This is a genomic window from Sphingomonas sp. 3-13AW, assembly GCF_049311085.1.
Lineage (GTDB): Bacteria > Pseudomonadota > Alphaproteobacteria > Sphingomonadales > Sphingomonadaceae > Sphingomonas.
In genome coordinates this window covers 173954-190696 of the sequence record NZ_JASNVZ010000004.1, presented here as the reverse complement: position 1 = coordinate 190696, position 16743 = coordinate 173954, and the positions used below count along the sequence as shown (strand labels likewise).

Sequence of the window (16743 nt, the reverse complement as noted above, 5' to 3'; positions counted from 1 at the left end):
TTCTTTTAACCCAAGGCACAGATCGACCCCGTGCGCGTTGAACGGCGCATGGGGCTTTGCCTGAACATCCCGAACACCGTGCCCCGCTGATGCCAGGTTGGCTGGAAGCGGGCCTTTGGGGCCTGCTCGGCGGTTCCGCGCTGTTGATCGGCGCGGCCATCGCCTGGATCGCGCCGCTGCCGCAGCGGCTGGTCGCGGCCGTGATGGCGATCGGTGCGGGCGTACTCATCTCCGCCGTCGCGTTCGACCTGATGGACGATGCGTTCGCGCGTGGCGGGCTCGATTCGACGGCGGCCGGCTTCGTCGGCGGTGCCGCACTCTACACGCTCGGCAATGTCTGGCTGTCGCGCCGCGGCGCTCGACATCGCAAGCGTTCCGGTTTCAACGAAGACCGGGCACAGACGCATGCCAGCGAGGGCGGCGGGCTGGCGATCGCGCTGGGCGCGCTGCTGGACGGCATACCCGAATCGATCGTGATCGGCATCAGCCTGATCGGCGGCGGTGGCGTGGGTACCGCGGTGCTTGCCGCGGTCTTCCTCTCGAACATTCCGGAAGGCCTGTCGTCCGCTGCCGGCATGAAGAAGGCGGGGCGCTCTGCCACCTATGTCTTTGGCGTGTGGAGCGGGATCGCACTGGCGAGCGGGCTGGCCGCATTGCTGGGCAACCTGATGCTGGCGGGCGCAAGCCCGGACGTGGTGGCGCTGATCACTGCCGTGGCCGCGGGCGGGATCCTGGCGATGCTGGTGGACACGATGATCCCGGAAGCGACCGAGAACACGCATGAATTTACGGGGTTGATCGCCGTGGCGGGATTTTTGGCCGCATTCTGGCTCAGCAAGGCCGCATAGGGCGCCCGAAACCCGCATTTTGCTTCCGTTTGTCGGGTCGAATCCCTATATCCTCGGTATGGCGACGAACCCCAATACGAACGATTATGGCGCGGATTCGATCAAGGTCCTGAAGGGGCTGGACGCGGTCCGCAAGCGTCCTGGCATGTACATCGGCGACACCGACGACGGCTCCGGCCTCCACCACATGGTGTTCGAGGTGAGCGACAATGCGATCGACGAGGCGCTTGCCGGCCACTGCGACCGGGTACTCATCACGCTGAACGCGGACGGCTCGGTTTCGGTCGAGGACAATGGCCGCGGCATTCCGACCGGCATCCACGCCGAAGAGGGCGTGTCTGCGGCCGAGGTCATCATGACCCAGCTGCATGCCGGCGGTAAGTTCGAGAACACCTCCGACGACAATGCCTACAAGGTGTCCGGCGGCCTGCACGGCGTGGGCGTGTCGGTGGTGAACGCGCTGTCCGAATATCTCGACCTCACCATCTGGCGCGATGGCGAGGAGCATTACATGCGCTTCCGCCTGGGCGATGCAGTGGCGCCGCTGAAGGTCGTCGGCCCGTCGAACGGGAAGCGCGGCACGCGCGTGACGTTCCTGCCCTCGACCGAGAAGGTCCCGGGCGACGGCGGCACGTTCAAGAACCACACCGAGTTTGATTTCGACAAGCTGGAGCATCGCTTTCGCGAGCTCGCGTTCCTCAACTCGGGCGTGCGGCTGGTGCTGGTCGACGCCCGGCGCGAGGAGCCGCGCGAGGTGGAGCTGTTCTACGAGGGCGGCATCGCGGCGTTCGTGAAGTGGCTCGACCGCAACAAGCAGCCGCTGATGCCGGATCCGATCGCGATCACGGGGCACCGCGACGATGTCGGCATCGACGTCGCGCTGGAGTGGAACGACAGCTATTATGAAAACGTGCTGTGCTTCACCAACAACATCCCGCAGCGGGATGGCGGCACCCACCTGGCGGCGTTCCGTGCGGCGTTGACGCGCACGCTCAACAATTATGCCGACAAGTCGGGGGCCCTGAAGCGCGAGAAGGTGACGCTCACCGGCGACGACATGCGCGAGGGCCTGACCGCGATCGTCTCGGTCAAGCTGCCCGACCCGAAGTTCAGCTCGCAGACCAAGGACAAGCTGGTTTCCTCGGAAGTCCGCCAGCCGCTCGAAAGCCTGATGGCCGACAAGCTGGCCGAATGGCTGGAGGAAAATCCCCAGGTCGCGCGCCAGATCATCCAGAAGGTAATCGACGCCGCCGCTGCACGCGAAGCTGCCAAGAAGGCGCGCGAACTCACCCGCCGCAAGGGCGTGATGGACATCGCGTCGCTGCCGGGCAAGCTTGCCGACTGCCAGGAGCGCGATCCCGCCAAGTCGGAACTGTTCCTGGTGGAGGGTGACTCCGCCGGCGGCTCTGCCAAGCAGGGCCGCAACCGCCACTTCCAGGCGATCCTGCCGCTGCGCGGCAAGATCCTAAACGTGGAGCGCGCGCGCTTTGACCGGATGCTCGGCAGCCGCGAGATCGGCACGCTGATCCAGGCGATGGGCACCGGCATCGGCCGCGACGACTTCAACCTGGAGAAGCTCCGCTACCACAAGGTCGTCATCATGACGGACGCGGACGTCGACGGCGCCCATATCCGGACGCTGTTGCTGACCTTCTTCTATCGTCAGATGCCGCAGATCATCGAGGGCGGGCATCTCTATATCGCGCAGCCGCCGCTCTATAAGGCCACCAAGGGCCGGTCCGAGGTGTATCTGAAGGACGACGCCGCGCTCGACACCTATCTGGTCGACGCGGGCATCGCGGCGCAGGTGCTGGAGACGCCGGTAGGTGCGCGCAGCGGCAGTGACCTGAAGACGCTGGTCGATCATGCCCGCCGCATGCGCACGCTGATGCGCTATGTGCCGCGGCGCTATCTGCCCGAGATCGTCGAAGTGCTGGCGCTTGCCGGTGCCCTCGATCCCGAGGTGACGCGTCCGCAGCGGGAAGAACGCCTTGCCGACGCGGTCCGCCGCCTCGACAGCACGGACGGCGATGCGCGCTGGAGCGCCAGCATCTCCGAAGACGGCGGCCTGCACTTCCGCCGCGTATGGCGCGGGGTCACCGACCATCATGTGATCGAGGCCGCGTTCCTGACCTCCACCGAGGGGCGCAAGCTCCACACGCTGACGGCCGAGGAAGCGGAGAGCTATGCCGCGACCGCCAAGCTGGTGCCGGCGCGCGGCGTGCAGCAGACGGACGCGAGCGACCCGATCGCCGACCTGGAAGAGAGCGAGGCCGCACCGGTCGCCGGCAAGGGCGAGGTGCTGATCGCCCGGCCGAGCCAGCTGCTCGACGCGATCCTGGCCTCCGGGCGCAAGGGTCTGTCGATCCAGCGCTACAAGGGCCTCGGCGAGATGAACGCGGAACAGCTGTGGGAGACCACGCTCGACCCGCAGAACCGCTCGATGCTGCGCGTCGCGATCGAGCAGGCGGACGTGGCCGACGAGATCTTCACCCGCCTGATGGGCGACGTGGTCGAGCCGCGCCGCGAGTTCATCCAGGAAAACGCGCTGAGCGTCGCCAACCTGGACGTCTGAGACCGCCGCACGGCGCAACCAACGTCGATGATCCCGCAGGCGCCAGACCGGCGCCTGCGGGACTGCCCTAGCCGACTTCGCCATTTACGAATGGGACGAATCCTTTTCCCGGCTATTCCTGGGGCAGAGGTGGCTATGCCAGAGCACGTCCACGTTCTTGCCTGTCGGCCGGACGGTCTCGATCCCGCCGCCCTTCGGCTGCCAGGGGACGATCGCCCGCGTGGCGCCGGCGTTCCTCGCTGTGCTCGGACGCGATGACGCCGGCGACCTTGACCCGCTTCGACCGGATCAGGCTTGCCGTCCTGGCTGCGGATCCGGCGCTTTCGGCCCTGCGCCTGTCCGGCTGCATTGTCGCCGCGATGGCGGGGGTCTGCGGCATCCTGATGCTCATCGGGCATTGGTATCCCCTGCCCCGCCCGGCCTTTGTCCTCGCGCTGATCGCGACCATGCAGGGCTCGCTGCAGATCCACGACCGTACGGCGTCCGGCCAGGCCGTCACTCGCCTCTATGCCGGCACCGCCGCCTTTGCGGCGGTCGCGCTCATCTCTGCCGTTCACGGATCGCTCCACCAGATCAACGTCGCGCTGGTGATCATCGTTTTCATCGCGACCTATGTTGCGCGCTTCGGGGTGCGGTGGCGCGCCGTCGGCATGTTCACGGTGATGTGTGCGGTCGTCGCCGCGTACCTGAAGGAAGACGAACGCGACCTGAGGACGGTGGCAGCGGCGTTGATCGTCTCCGGCATCGTCGTTCACGTCGTGCAGAACATGCTGACCCCCAGCCGGCCGGAGCGGGATTTCAGGCGTCTGGTGAGCACAGTCCTCTCCGTCTCCGGAAAACTGCGCAGCATCGTCGGCGTCGCGCCCCTGGAGGAGGGCATGACGGAGCGGGAGAAGCGCCGCCGCCACGAGGATCTGCGCCTGGCCGGGGGTGCCCTCACCGCCGATATCCGGACGTGCGAGGCGGCGCTGCCCCTCGACGCTCCCGGCCAGGATGCGGGCGAAACGGGGGTCGCCCTCAAGCTGCTCGACCTGCAGCTCGCCGCCGAGACCCTGCTCGCGCTTACCGGCCCGCACGGTGACGCCGCGGGGCAACCTGCCACGGACCGTATCGAGCGCGCAGTCCAGGATCTTCGGGACGCGGAAGAGGCGCTGGAGACGGCCGTGACGGCGCTGCCCGTCAATTTCCCCTCAGCGGCCGCGGGCGCGTCGCCTGCCCAGGCCGCGCCATTTTTCCCAAAGCGGGGGGAGTGGTTGCAGGACCGGATGCTGCGCCAGTCCCTTCAGGTGACGCTGGCCTGCGCCATCGCCGCGAGCCTTGGTGAGGCGATCTCCACCCAACGGTGGTTCTGGGCGGTCATCAGCGCGTTCATGATCTTCAACAACGCGCAGTCGGGACAGGCAGTCGCGGTGCGGGGGCTGGATCGCGCCTGGGGCACCGCCCTCGGCATCGTGATCGGCATCACCCTTGCCACGCTGACGCACGACCATCTTGTGTGGCTCGGCGTCTCGCTGGCGTTTTCCGTCTTCATGACCTTCTTCATCGCGCGGGTTTCCTACATCGCGATGAGCCTGTTCCTCACCATCTCGCTGTCATTGATCTATGGGCTGATCGGCATCTTCACCCCCGAACTGCTGGTCCTCCGCCTGGAGGAAACCGCGATCGGCGTGGGCTCCGGCATGCTCGCCGCGCTGCTGCTGTTTCCGATCAGCATCCACCAGCAGGTGATGAAGGCGATGGACGGCCTTTTGTCCTCGCTGGGCGACTTGTTGCAGGCGATCGCGGAGGGACGGGGGATCGAGGATGCGCGCGCGTTGGCGCAGCGGGCCGCGGCGACGGATCGTGCGCTGGGCGGGGTGCTGACGGCGATCGGGCCGATGCGAAGCAACTGGGCGGTCGGGGCGATGGGGACCGCGGGACGCGACACCCTGCGCACGGCATATCTGATGGCTTCTGCAGGGCATCGGCTGGAGCGCCGCTTCCGCGAGGCCCGGCCGACCGAAGCGGATGCCGCGCGATTGCTTGCGCTGAGCCGACGCCTTCGCAAGGTGGCGGGCAAGGAGGTCGCCGACAACCCCACCGGCGGGGCCAGGGTGGACACCATGCCGGGCGTAACTCCTGAGCCCGACGACATCGTCGGGCGATCGGTGGGGATCCTCTCCAGGATGCTGGATTCGATCGAGGCGGCGCGGCGCCCCGGCGGCAAGCCTCACGACCCGCTAGCGTCCGCCTCCGCGGTCAGATCACAAGCCAGATCGCGGCGATGATCATGGTCAGGAAGGTCACGATCACGCCGGCTTTCGAAAACTCGGCGGACGAGATGTGCAGCCCGCGATCCCCTGCCTGCTCGACGATGAAGATCCCCGCAAGGCTCCCGAACACCACCAGGTTGCTGGAGAAATGCGTGCCGAGCGAAAGCGCCGCGCCCAGGTAATCCGCGTTGGTGTGCGCCTGGAGATAGGGGACCAGCATCATGACGGCCGGATTGTTGCCGACCACGTCGCTCAGAATGCTGCTCGTCAGGAACAGGACGGGCGGGCTGTTGATGTCGATGCCGCTTGCAGCGAAATCGGTCAGCATCTTCTGCGGCAGCCCGGTCGCCGAGAGGCCGGCGTTGACCACGAACAGGCCCATGACGAGGAGGATGAGTTCTCCGTCGACTTGCTGGAGGACCGACTTCGACGAGACCTTCCTGCTGATCAGGAGAAAGCCCGCGGCGGTCAGCGCAATGATTTCGCGCGGCCAGTCGCTGAAGATGAACGCGATGATGACGACTAGGGCAGTCACCGTCGCCTTGATCGTCTCGACCAGAGAGAAGGATGGGGGCTCGTCCCCGGCGTTCACCGCCTTTCCCGACGCGGGCGCCGAGGCTATCCAGCGATCGCGGTACAGCATCGAAATGACGATCCAGATCACCGGCAGCGACAGCAGCGCCGGGATGGCGGTGATCTCGGAAACGCCGGCAAAGGACAGGTGCAGCTTCTGTGCGGCGATGATGTTCTGGGGGCTGCCGATGATGGTGCCGGCGGCACCGGTGTTGGCCGCAAAGCAGAAGCCCAGCAGGAAGGGGACGGGGTTGAGGCCGCGGGCCAGGGTGATCGAGATCAGCAGCGGGCACATGGAAACCGCGACGACATCGTTGGTCAGAAACGCCGCCGTGATGCCCCCCACCAGGATCAGGATCGCCAGCAATGCCCGTGGAGAAACCTTCGCGCCGGCGGCCTTTTGCGCCAGCCATCCGTAGCAGCCGGCCACCTCGAACGCGCCGGAGACGATCATGAGGCCGAACAACATGCCCATGGTCGAATAGTCGATCGCGTTCCACGCCTGCTGCGGAGTCAGGCTGCCGACCGTCATCATGGCCATGCCGCCGATGACCGCAGCCCCGGTGCGGCCCACGCGGAAGCCCGGCAACGACCCCAGGGCCATGGCCAGATAGACCAGGAAGAAGATGAGGAGCGTCAGGTCCATGGGAAAACTCGTCCACCCCGCGTTGCACGGCCGGTGAGGCGATGCGGAAGGATCGCCTCACCGGAAGGAAGGGCGGCGGGTCAGTCGGGGCTACCCGACTTCATGCCCCACAGGCTGTAGGCCCGCTCGCCGTACATCTCTTCGTCGAGGCCCTCGCGCTGCACTGCCTCAGGCACCCGGAGCCGGGTGAGCTTGTCGAGCACGAAGAGGATGATGCTGGTGACGACGACGGCGTAGATAACGACGATCGCGACGGCCAGCGCCTGTACCGAGAGCTGGTGGCCGCTGGCGGAGACTGCGTTGATCGCGGGACTTGCCAGGACGCCGATCAGGAGCGAGCCGGTGATGCCGCCGATACCATGCGCCCGGAAGACTTCCAGCGTGTCCTCGACCTTCAGCCAGGTCTGGATGTACTTGGCGAAATAGCAGGCGGTGGCGCCCAGCGCGCCGATGAGGAGCGCCGCCATCGGCTCCACATAGCCCGAGGCGGGGGTGATCGTGGCGAGGCCCGTCACCGCACCGACGAGGACTCCGGAAAAGGACGGGCGTCCGGCGTGGCGCCATTCCCAGAACATCCACACCAGCATCGCGATCGACCCGGCGAGCATGGTGTTGGTGAAGGCATAGGCGGCCAGCGCATCGGCGGCATAGGCGCCGCCAGCGTTGAAGCCGAACCAGCCGAACCACAATAGCCCGGCGCCGAGCGCGACAAGGGGTAGGCTGGCGGGAACCGGTCCGCTTTCCCCGGTCGGGCGCCGGCCCAGGTAGAGGGCGGTGATCAGCGCGGAGGACCCGGCCGAGGCGTGGATCACGATGCCGCCCGCGAAATCGACGACCCCCATCTCCGACAGGAAGCCGCCGCCCCAGATCCAGTGCGCGACCGGCAGATAGACGAAGATCGTCCACAGCGCGACGAACCAGAGGAAGGGAGCGAAGCGCATCCGCCCGACAAAGGCTCCGGTCATCAGTGCCGGCGTGATGATGGCGAACATCATCTGATAGCCGAACACCAGGATGAAGGGGACGTTGGCAGCATAAGTGGGGTCCGCCGCCACGCCGATGTCATGCATGCCGAAATAGGTGCGGATGTCGCCGATGAAGCCCCCGACGGACGGCCCGAACGCCATGCTGAAGCCGCCGAACACCCAGATGATCCCGACCACCCCGATGCAGACGAAGTTCTGGATCATGACCGACAGGACATTCCGTTCCCGAACCAGCCCGCCGTAGAACAACGCCAGGGCCGGCGTCATCATGAGGACAAGCGCGGTGCAGGCCAGCAGAAAGGCGGTATCGCCCGGTTCAATTCCTCTCATCAGCGCTTCCTCTCAGTATTTAGGGTCAGGCAGGAGCTTTCGTCATGGGCGGCAGACTGTCCGAGGAGCCGGGGTCTCCCGCGGCGGGAGCATGTCCCGCTCGGCCGAGGGCATGATCGGCAAGCGGCGTGTGCGGGTGCGGAGGCGCGAATTTGCGCGGCGCGATGAACAGGTACATCGTCAGCACATAGGCGGAGGTGAACGCCGGCAGCCCGATCGGCGCCAGGATCAGGTCGAACGCGCCCTGCAGGAACACCGTCACGATGACGCCGAGCGCGGCGTACCCGACCACCAACGCCGACGGCTGGACGAAGACGACGCTCAGCGCCATCGCCGTCAGCACCGGGCTGAACCCGTACAGCCCCTGCGATACGAGCGACGGATCGGCGCGCATTACGAAGGCCGTCACCAGGGCGAGGAGCGATCCGCCCACCGCCGCGATGCCGGCGGGGCGGGAAGCGACGAAGATGCCGAGCAGGATGATCGCGCCGCTGATCCAGCTGTCCAGCAGATAGACCTGGCCGATGTTGCGGAAGAAAATCTCGACCAGTTCGATCGGCCTCGGCAACGCCGCCGCACCCATCAGATAATCGGACGCCAGCTTTTGCGTTTCGCTGAGGACCCGCAGCGATCCGAACGAGTAAGAACCGGCCATCAACAGCCAGCCGGTCAGGACGAAGGGGCCGGTCGACCCCGGCACGCCCCAGCTCTTGGTCAGCGTCGCGGCGAAGGCTGCGGTCACGACGGTGGTGAGCGCTGCGCCGACGATGATGTACAGCCACAGTTGCGGAGATGTCGCGACGAACGTTGGCAGCGCGATCCCGATCAGGATGCCGTTGAACCCGAACAGGCCCTGCAACCGCGAGCTTTCGTCGAACGCGAGGATATTCGCGACGGCGGTCGCGACGACCACGCCAAGGATCGCCCCGAGCGACGTCGCCCATACGCCTGAGACGAAGGACGCATAGAAGATCGCGAGGAAGAACAACGCCCCTGTGATCGCATTCTCCATGAAGAAGACTTGCGAGGTCCCCTTCAGGCAGGTCGTCAGGAAGTTACCATTCTTACCACGCATGATCATTCCCTTTAGAATGTCACTGCCACAGGAAATCTTTTGCCAGAGTGCGCCCGCATGCCTCCTCGCGAACCGCGGTCCAGAACCGCTTGACCTCTGCACGCACGTCGTAGCTTTCCACGCCGATCGCGCGGAACATGAGGCCCGCACCGCCCGGCAGCTTGGAAACCCCCGACATCGCGCGCGGCTGGTCAGGGCCTGCGTTGATGCCGATCCGTTCGTCGATCCGCGCCGCCGTGTCGGGCGGCGTCAGGCACAGCACGTTGGCAAAGGCGTCATAGCCGCGCGCCACCGCCGGCAGTTCGATCGTGTCGTTGCCTTTTTCGACCAGCAGCTTTTCTGCGAAGATCAGCCGTCCGTCGGGGCGGCGGGCGCGCACCCGCGTCGACAACAGGTCGAAGCCGAAGCGTTCCGACGCATGGTGATGCTTGCGCCCGCTCATGATCATGTCGGCGTAGAGGACCGTCGCGGTTTCGTCGGCGACGATCTCGGTCTCGCTGACGAAGCGGGAGTCGCGATAGGGCAGGGTGAAGTTCGGCAGATATTCGAGATAGGAGCCCGCCGCGGCGCGCACCTCCTGATATTGGGAGGCGTAATTGGCATCCATCCGGTGGATGCGATTGAAGCCTTGCGAGGTGACGTGCGCGCACGCGCCTTCCCCCACGTCGATGGCGATGCGGTAGCGATCGCCCTGGAGGATGCCGCCGCCGACCGAGATGACCGAGACGATCGGCAGCTCTGGCATCGCCTCGTCCCAATACAGCGCCTGCTGCACCAATAGCGGCGCCACGCGGTAGAGGTCGTCCAGCACCGAGCGCCCGTCCCGCAGCGAGAAGCCCAGTCGCAGCTCGCCGACCTTGCCCGGCCCGGCCGCGCGCATCTGCGCAGGCTCGGTCTGGAACCCTGCGAGCTCCCGGTATCCGTCGATCCGTGCGAGTTGCTCGTCCAGGGCCATCTTCTATCCCCGCGCCGCAGCCGCCGCCAAGGGGGCGGGGCTGACGTCGAACAGCGCCATGTCCATGATCATGTCCATCAGCGTCTCCACCCCCTCGCCGGTCTTGCAGTTGGTGAAGACGAACGGCTTGGTCCCGCGCATCAGGCGGGAGTCGCGGTCCATCACCGCAAGGCTGGCGTCCACGAACGGGGCGAGATCGATCTTGTTGATCACCAGGATGTCCGACTGGCAGACCCCGGCGCCGTTCTTGCGCGGGATCTTGTCCCCGGCCGCGACATCGATGACGTAGATGTAGAAATCCGCGAGCGCGGGGCTGAACGTCAGCGTCAGATTATCGCCGCCGGATTCGATCAGCACCACGTCGCTGTCGGGATAGCGACCCTCCAGTTCCTCCACCGCGGCGATGTTCATCGAGGGATCCTCGCGCACCGCCGTGTGCGGGCACGCGCCGGTTTCGACGCCGACGATCTTCTCCTCGACCAGGATGCCCTGCAGCGTCCGGCGGACCTGCTTGGCATCTTCGGTGGTGACCACGTCGTTGGTGATGATGAGCGGCCGCACGCCGCGATCGATCAGGCGGGGCGTGATCGTTTCGATCACTGCCGTCTTGCCGGATCCGACCGGGCCGCCGATGCCAATGCGCGTGATCTTCTTCATCGGTTGCTCCCGGTTGGGCAGGTCAATTCATGAACAGGCGCAGGTGCGTCCTGGTGTGATGGGCGACGACGATCTCGAACATGGGCGCGAAGCCGGACATCTCCTCCAGATCGAGCGAGCGCACCGCGCGGTAATGATCGTCGGTGGAGGACTGCGCATCGAACAGCAGCCGCTGCGTCGTGACATGGTCGATCCGCATCAGCCGCAGCGCGGCGTTCAGCACCATCGACGCCAGCCCATATTGGTGGACGGTGAAGGCTTCGGCCTCATGCGCACCCAGGCCGTCGAGGATGATCGCCTGCGCCACCGGAAAGCACCCGGGCGTCGCGCCTTGGCGGATGTCGCCCAGCCAGCGCGTCAGCATCGGCGACGGCGCGATGGTGGCGGCGAGCTCGGCGAACTTCTTGCCCATCCGGGCCAGCATCATCTGCTGCTCTTCGCCGACGCGGCGGATCCAGAGCGCATGATCGGCCTCGACCACCCGCTCATACTCCCCCCGGGAAGCGGCCCGGCACGCATTGAGAAGCGCGACGCCGTCCATGTACGCGGCTTGGCGAAGGACCAGCGTCAGGTAATCCTTCAGGGTCGCCGCATCGTGGACGACCTGTAGCTGCACCGCCGATTCCAGCCCTTGCGAGAAAGAGAAGGCGCCGACAGGCAGCGTCGAATCCGCAAACTGAAGCAGGCGCGTCAATCGGCTGAGGTCGGGGCCGACAAGCTGCGCCTGGATCTTCACTGGCCGACGCCCTGTAGCTGGCCGGGGCGCTCGCCCTGGTCCTGCCCGTTCGCTTCGCCGTGGTGGTGGTGCGGAGTCGCGTCGGCACCCCCGAACAGCAGCCGGATCTCCTTGGGATCGAGGCGCTGTGCAACCTCCTCCCCCGGCTCGAACCGGATCGACGCATGCTGGAACGCGTGCGTCCTCATGACGGAGGACATGACCTTGCGATCGACCGACAGCGGCACGTAGATCGTCTGGTCCTTGATCACGGCGGGCCAATGCTGGTTGCCGAGCGCATGGCCCAGCTCGAACACCAGCCGCAGCATTTCGGACCGCGCCATGATCGGCGGCAGGTCCAACTCGATCACCATCACTTCCTTCAGCGGGATGCGGGCGACCACGATGCGCTGGGTCGCGGGATCATGGTGGAGCACGTCGCCGTCGTGCAGATGCTCCGACCGGGGCAGCGAGATGGCGAGTTCGATGCCGCTTTGCGTGGCCTTGCGCAGCCGGCTCTTGGGCGCTTCCCATTGCTCGAGGACAAGATCCTCGACTGTCGCACCCTTCCACCCCTGATCCCTGACGTTTCCGAGTATCTTTTCCACCAGGATCATCATTCTCTCCGCTTGGTGTCGAACCTCGCCCGCGCCGGCGGCGTCAGCTGAAGAAGTGCAATTGCGTGAGCGGAAGCGATTGCGCCGGCTCGATCGTGGCGTGGACCCCGTCCACCGTCACCGCGAACGTCTCCGGATTCACCTCGATGACCGGCAGCGCGTTGTTGCGGACCATGCTCGACTTGCCGATCGTCCGCGTGGCGTAGACCGGGACCACCTTCGACTTGAGCTCGTACCGGTCGACGATGCCGTCCTCGAGCGCGGCGCGGGAGGTGAAGGTCACGCGCGTCCGCGCCAGCGCGGACCCCATCTGCCCGAACATCGGCCGGTACATCACCGGCTGCGGCGTCGGCAGGGAGGCGTTGGGGTCGCCCATCAGCGCCCAGGAAATGAACCCGCCCTTGATCACCATCTTGGGCTTGGCGCCGAAGAAGGCAGGGGACCACAGGACCAGGTCGGCCATCTTGCCGACTTCGATGGAGCCGATGACCTGGCTGACGCCCTGCGTGATCGCCGGGTTGATCGTCACCTTGGCCACGAAGCGGAGCACCCGCTCATTGTCGTTGTTCGACTTGTCGCCATGATAGGCGCCGCGCCGCGCCTTCATCAGATGGGCGGTCTGGATCGCGCGCATCCACGATTCCCCGACCCGCCCCATGGCCTGGCTGTCGCTGGAGATGATCGAGATCGCGCCAAGGTCGTGCAGCACGTTTTCCGCCGCGATTGTCTCCGGCCGCACGCGGCTTTCGGCAAAGGCGACGTCGGTCGGGATCTTGGGGCTGAGATTGTGGCAGATCATCGTCATGTCGAACAATTCGGCCTGCGAGTTCACGCCGTAGGGCAAGGTCGGGTTGGTCGAACTGGGAAGGACATTGGGCAGCCCCGCCACGCGAATGATGTCGGGCGCGTGGCCGCCGCCCGCACCCTCGGTGTGGTAGGTGTGGATCGTCCGCCCCTCGAAGGCGGCGATCGTGTTTTCGACGAAACCCGCCTCGTTGAGCGTGTCGGTATGGATGCAGACCTGCACGTCGAACCGGTCGGCCACCGACAAGGCGGATCGGATCGCTGCCGGGGTCGATCCCCAGTCCTCGTGGATCTTCAGCCCCATCGCGCCGGCGACGAGCTGTTCCTCGATCGGCCCGGCCGTCGAGCAATTGCCCTTGCCCAGCACGCCCGCATTGACCGGCCATCCGTCGAACGAGCGGAGCATCGCCTCGATGTTCCAGGTGCCGGGGGTGATGGTCGTCCCGTTGGTGCCATCGGTCGGGCCGATGCCGCCGCCGAACAGGGTGGTGATGCCGTTGCTGAGCGCCGCCTGCGCCTGCTGTGGAGAGATGAAGTGGACATGGGCGTCGATCCCGCCCGCCGTCAGGATCAGATGCTCGCCGGAGATCGCGTCCGTGCCGGGCCCAAGCGCCAGCGACGGCGTCACATTGGGCATGATCGATGGATTACCCGCCTTGCCAATGCCGCAGATCAGGCCGTTCTTGATGCCGACGTCGGCCTTGATGATCCCCTGGATCGCATCCACGATGGTGACGTTGGTGATGACCAGGTCGGGCGCCCCGCCGGCGCTGGTAAGTTCATTGTCGAACCCCATGCCGTCGCGCAGCGTCTTGCCGCCGCCGTACACGGCCTCCTCGCCATAGACGCGGAGATCCTTTTCGATCTCGATATACAGGTCCGTGTCGCCCAGGCGGATCTTGTCGCCGGTGGTCGGGCCGTACAGGTCGGCATATTGACGCCTGGAAATCTTCGCCATGGTTCAGCTGCCTGATCTTGAGGGGGCAAGAGAGTCGGCGGTGCTCAGGACTGGTCCTTGAACCCGTAGCGCGCGATCCGCTCCTTCGCGTCGGCGAGACGCGGCCGAAATGCGTCGTAGCTCTCGTTCCCGACCCAGCCGTTCACCAGGCCGTTGAACCCGATCGCCCGCTGCCTGCCCTGGAACGGGATCAGCACGACCTCCTTCTCGTCCCCGGGTTCGAAGCGGATCGCGGTGGTCGCCGGAATGTTCAGCCTTCGTCCGAACGCCTCCTCCCGGGGGAATTCGAGCGCCGAATTGACTTCGAAGAAGTGGAAGTGGGATCCGACCTGGATGGGCCGGTCCCCGGTATTGCGGACCTTGATCGTGGTCGTGGGACAGCCCGCGTTGATCTCGATATCGCCGGATGCGAGTATCAGCCCGCCTACAGGCGCCGTGTCGGTTTTTGCGGCCATGACGCGATCCTCGACTACTGGATGGGGTTATGGACGGTGACCAGCCGGCTGCCGTCGGTGAAGACCGCCTCGACCTGGACATAGGGGATCATGTCGACGACCCCTTCCATGACATCGGCCCGGGTGAGGGTCTTGCGGGCCAGGTCCATCACCTCCTCCACCGTCTTGCCGGCACGGGCGCTGTCCAGCGCGGCTGCGGCGATCAGGGAGACGGCTTCGGGATGATTGAGCTTCAGCCCCTCGTCCTTGCGACGCTGAGCCACCATGGACATCATGAAGATCATCAGCTTGTCGGTTTCTCGCGGCGTCAGATGCATGGCGGACCTCTGAAGTCTGGATGCCTCGCTTCGTCCCGCGTCTTTCTTTCGACCGAAAGGCAAGCGCTCGAGGGAGCAAGTGTTCCTACCTCGGGAAGTACTCCAAGGCCGAACCTCCGGCATCTGTGGTATCTACGTAGTAGCGAGGCACCTTTCGCAGGCGTCCCGAAAATCAGCGCAAAGACGCTGCGTGTCGCTCAGGCTTGGTTGTTCTTGGCGCCCAGCGACTCGCCGATCTTCAGGCCCGCCATGACCAGGACGAAGCCCACGACCAGATTGGCGCTGGCGTAGACGACGCCGACGCTTGCCCGCAGTTCCGACGTCGAAAGCAGCACGAAGGTCGCATAGGCGAGGCTCGAAAAGGTCGACAGGCCGCCGGTGAGCCCAGTCCCGAGGAAGAGGTTCGTATCCGCCTGGATCGCATGTCGGGAGTTGAGGCCGTTCACGAGCCCCAGAACAAAGGCTGCAACGACATTGCCCACGAAGATCGACCAGACGAATCCGTCCCGCGCCGTGGGTACCCCCATCATCAGTAATTCCCGGATCACCGCGCCTGCAGCGCCGCCGACGAAGACCAAAGCGATTGCGCGGATCATTCGAACCTCCATGCTACAGGGCGCGCGCCCGTTCGGGTTAGCCCGCGTGCGCCAGGGCCGCGCCAAGACCGGCCGCCGCGACTCCGACGGCCACTTGGACCACAAGGTAGAGCGCTGCCTTGCCGGCAAATCCGACGCGGGAGATCTTTGCGGCGTCGAGCTCCATCGTGCTGAAGGTCGTGTAGCCGCCGAGCAGGCCAGTCAGGACCGCGGACTTCAGGAAGCTTCCGTACCGGTCGTGCCACTCGACCGAGAACAGCACCGACAGATACCCGATCGCGAACGCCCCGGTGATGTTGATGAAGACGGTCGACCAGGGGATGCCGCCCCGACCGCTGCTGGGGAAAAGCTTGCCCACGCCCCAGCGGAGGAGCGATCCCGTGCCGCCGCCCAGCGCCACCAGGGCAACGTCAGACATCAGCATGGCGCACCTTTGGCAGCAGGAGGCACCGGAGAGGCGCGGCCCAGGGTCGGTGGATGGAGGCCGGGGAGCGGGGATAGTGGCTGCATTGCCTGGAATCCGATCACACGGGTTGACCGGAAGCCGCGCCGGCAGCGCGATCGCCGATCCGCTATTCGCAGGAACCGCGCCCTGTGCCTCGGCACGGCCGACGCTCGGCAAAACGGGTGCGGTGGACGATGACGATCCTAACGTCGCGGCAGGTCGCTGACACCATAGTATTATTCCTGATCTACTTTCCCGCCACTCTTGCCCATTGAGCTAGTGGAGTTCGCGCAAGTGTATCGAGCGACAGGGTGACAGGAGATGCGTCCATGACCGTGAGAAATTCCATTCGCGTCTTGGGCCTCGCCCTGGCTGTGCTCCCCGGTACTGCCTTTGCCCATCCAGGCCATGAACTCGTTTCTGGTGCGGCAGGCGGGTTGATGCATCCCTTCACCGGGCTGGACCATATCCTGGCGATGCTGCTCGTCGGGATCTTCGCCTATCAGCTTGGCGGTCGCGCGCTCTGGGCGTTGCCGCTCACCTTCCTCGCAGCCATGGCGGCGGGTGGCCTGCTCGGGTCGGCCGGTCCCGAGTCCTGGATGGTGGAGACCGGCATCGCCCTGTCGGTGATCGGCCTTGGCGCCGCGGTGGCGCTCAATGTCCGGGCACCGGTCGCCCTCGCGGCGGCGGCGGTCGGGGTGTTCGCGGTCTTCCACGGGTTCGCCCATGGCGCCGAAATGCCGGCGACGGCGGACGCGGTCTCCTATGGCGCCGGCTTCATGCTCGGGACCGCCATCCTCATCGGGACCGGGATTGGCGCAGCATTCGCGCTGAACAAGGCGCGGGGAGAACCTGCCGGCGGGCTGATGCGCTCGGCGGGAACGGTCGCGGCAGTCGCGGGCGTCGGAATCCTCACGGGCATGGTGTGAGCATCGCGGG

At 65.9% G+C, this 16743-nt stretch carries 15 protein-coding genes and 1 pseudogene; 4 read left to right on the top strand and 12 right to left on the bottom strand.

The annotated features are described in order from the left end of the window. Positions 1 to 89 precede the first annotated feature (89 nt). The 3 genes from QP045_RS07260 (at position 90) to QP045_RS07250 (ending at position 5690) form a co-directional block, all read left to right on the top strand. A complete protein-coding gene (locus tag QP045_RS07260; protein ID WP_422514305.1) occupies positions 90 to 848 on the top strand; it encodes a ZIP family metal transporter in 759 nt (252 codons plus the stop codon). Positions 849 to 906: 58 nt separating this feature from the next. Beyond that, positions 907 to 3423: a DNA topoisomerase (ATP-hydrolyzing) subunit B gene (gene gyrB, locus QP045_RS07255; protein WP_422514304.1), complete on the top strand. Its 2517-nt coding sequence runs from the start codon at positions 907 to 909 to the stop codon at positions 3421 to 3423. Positions 3424 to 3677: 254 nt separating this feature from the next. Beyond that, on the top strand, positions 3678 to 5690 hold the full coding sequence (locus QP045_RS07250; protein ID WP_422514303.1) for an FUSC family protein: 2013 nt from the start codon (positions 3678 to 3680) through the stop codon (positions 5688 to 5690). Here QP045_RS07250 and QP045_RS07245 read toward each other — a convergent pair. From QP045_RS07245 to QP045_RS07190, 12 genes and pseudogenes are all read right to left on the bottom strand, one after another. Then, positions 5662 to 6894 carry an SLC13 family permease gene (locus QP045_RS07245; RefSeq protein WP_422514302.1) on the bottom strand — a complete coding sequence of 411 codons (1233 nt, stop codon included), beginning with the start codon at positions 6892 to 6894 and terminating at the stop codon, positions 5662 to 5664. The two genes, QP045_RS07250 and QP045_RS07245, sit on opposite strands and share 29 nt — an antisense overlap. Before the next feature lie 80 nt (positions 6895 to 6974). Then, positions 6975 to 8210, bottom strand: a complete 1236-nt coding sequence (locus QP045_RS07240; protein WP_422514301.1) for an ammonium transporter — start codon at positions 8208 to 8210, stop codon at positions 6975 to 6977. 25 nt (positions 8211 to 8235) lie between these two features. After that, on the bottom strand, positions 8236 to 9285 hold the full coding sequence (gene yut, locus QP045_RS07235; protein WP_422514300.1) for an urea transporter: 1050 nt from the start codon (positions 9283 to 9285) through the stop codon (positions 8236 to 8238). A gap of 19 nt (positions 9286 to 9304) precedes the next feature. Next, positions 9305 to 10240 (bottom strand): urease accessory protein UreD, encoded by a 936-nt coding sequence (locus QP045_RS07230; protein WP_422514299.1) that lies wholly within the window; start codon positions 10238 to 10240, stop codon positions 9305 to 9307. A gap of 3 nt (positions 10241 to 10243) precedes the next feature. After that, complete coding sequence (gene ureG, locus QP045_RS07225; protein ID WP_422514298.1) at positions 10244 to 10897, bottom strand: urease accessory protein UreG; 654 nt, start codon at positions 10895 to 10897, stop codon at positions 10244 to 10246. Positions 10898 to 10919: 22 nt separating this feature from the next. Further along, positions 10920 to 11633 (bottom strand): urease accessory protein UreF, encoded by a 714-nt coding sequence (locus QP045_RS07220; RefSeq protein WP_422514297.1) that lies wholly within the window; start codon positions 11631 to 11633, stop codon positions 10920 to 10922. Continuing rightward, entirely contained in the window at positions 11630 to 12229 is a 600-nt protein-coding gene (locus tag QP045_RS07215) for a hypothetical protein (protein ID WP_422514296.1), read from the bottom strand. The genes QP045_RS07220 and QP045_RS07215 overlap by 4 nt, the downstream gene beginning before the upstream one ends. Before the next feature lie 43 nt (positions 12230 to 12272). Beyond that, positions 12273 to 13991, bottom strand: a complete 1719-nt coding sequence (locus tag QP045_RS07210; RefSeq protein ID WP_422514295.1) for an urease subunit alpha — start codon at positions 13989 to 13991, stop codon at positions 12273 to 12275. A 137-nt stretch (positions 13992 to 14128) separates the two neighbouring features. Next, positions 14129 to 14446 (bottom strand): annotated as a pseudogene (locus tag QP045_RS07205) (urease subunit beta); the annotation flags it as partial. 14 nt (positions 14447 to 14460) lie between these two features. Next, positions 14461 to 14763, bottom strand: coding sequence for an urease subunit gamma (locus tag QP045_RS07200; protein ID WP_422514294.1), 303 nt, complete (start codon positions 14761 to 14763; stop codon positions 14461 to 14463). Between the two features lie 197 nt (positions 14764 to 14960). Then, positions 14961 to 15359 (bottom strand): CrcB family protein, encoded by a 399-nt coding sequence (locus QP045_RS07195; protein ID WP_422514293.1) that lies wholly within the window; start codon positions 15357 to 15359, stop codon positions 14961 to 14963. A gap of 37 nt (positions 15360 to 15396) precedes the next feature. Continuing rightward, positions 15397 to 15777, bottom strand: a complete 381-nt coding sequence (locus QP045_RS07190) for a fluoride efflux transporter FluC (protein ID WP_422514292.1) — start codon at positions 15775 to 15777, stop codon at positions 15397 to 15399. 356 nt (positions 15778 to 16133) lie between these two features. Between QP045_RS07190 and QP045_RS07185 the strand changes: the two genes are divergently transcribed. Continuing rightward, positions 16134 to 16733: a HupE/UreJ family protein gene (locus tag QP045_RS07185; protein WP_422514291.1), complete on the top strand. Its 600-nt coding sequence runs from the start codon at positions 16134 to 16136 to the stop codon at positions 16731 to 16733. Positions 16734 to 16743 lie beyond the last annotated feature (10 nt).

Bases quoted from the DNA above. Each gene is read 5' to 3' on its own strand.
- QP045_RS07260 (WP_422514305.1), top strand. From the start codon at position 90: ATGCCAGGTTGGCTGGAAGCGGGCCTTTGGGGCCTGCTCGGCGGTTCC.
- gyrB (WP_422514304.1), top strand. From the start codon at position 907: ATGGCGACGAACCCCAATACGAACGATTATGGCGCGGATTCGATCAAG.
- QP045_RS07250 (WP_422514303.1), top strand. From the start codon at position 3,678: ATGACGCCGGCGACCTTGACCCGCTTCGACCGGATCAGGCTTGCCGTC.
- QP045_RS07245 (WP_422514302.1), bottom strand. From the start codon at position 6,894: ATGGACCTGACGCTCCTCATCTTCTTCCTGGTCTATCTGGCCATGGCC.
- QP045_RS07240 (WP_422514301.1), bottom strand. From the start codon at position 8,210: ATGAGAGGAATTGAACCGGGCGATACCGCCTTTCTGCTGGCCTGCACC.
- yut (WP_422514300.1), bottom strand. From the start codon at position 9,285: ATGCGTGGTAAGAATGGTAACTTCCTGACGACCTGCCTGAAGGGGACC.
- QP045_RS07230 (WP_422514299.1), bottom strand. From the start codon at position 10,240: ATGGCCCTGGACGAGCAACTCGCACGGATCGACGGATACCGGGAGCTC.
- ureG (WP_422514298.1), bottom strand. From the start codon at position 10,897: ATGAAGAAGATCACGCGCATTGGCATCGGCGGCCCGGTCGGATCCGGC.
- QP045_RS07215 (WP_422514296.1), bottom strand. From the start codon at position 12,229: ATGATCCTGGTGGAAAAGATACTCGGAAACGTCAGGGATCAGGGGTGG.
- QP045_RS07210 (WP_422514295.1), bottom strand. From the start codon at position 13,991: ATGGCGAAGATTTCCAGGCGTCAATATGCCGACCTGTACGGCCCGACC.
- QP045_RS07200 (WP_422514294.1), bottom strand. From the start codon at position 14,763: ATGCATCTGACGCCGCGAGAAACCGACAAGCTGATGATCTTCATGATG.
- QP045_RS07195 (WP_422514293.1), bottom strand. From the start codon at position 15,359: ATGATCCGCGCAATCGCTTTGGTCTTCGTCGGCGGCGCTGCAGGCGCG.
- QP045_RS07190 (WP_422514292.1), bottom strand. From the start codon at position 15,777: ATGTCTGACGTTGCCCTGGTGGCGCTGGGCGGCGGCACGGGATCGCTC.
- QP045_RS07185 (WP_422514291.1), top strand. From the start codon at position 16,134: ATGACCGTGAGAAATTCCATTCGCGTCTTGGGCCTCGCCCTGGCTGTG.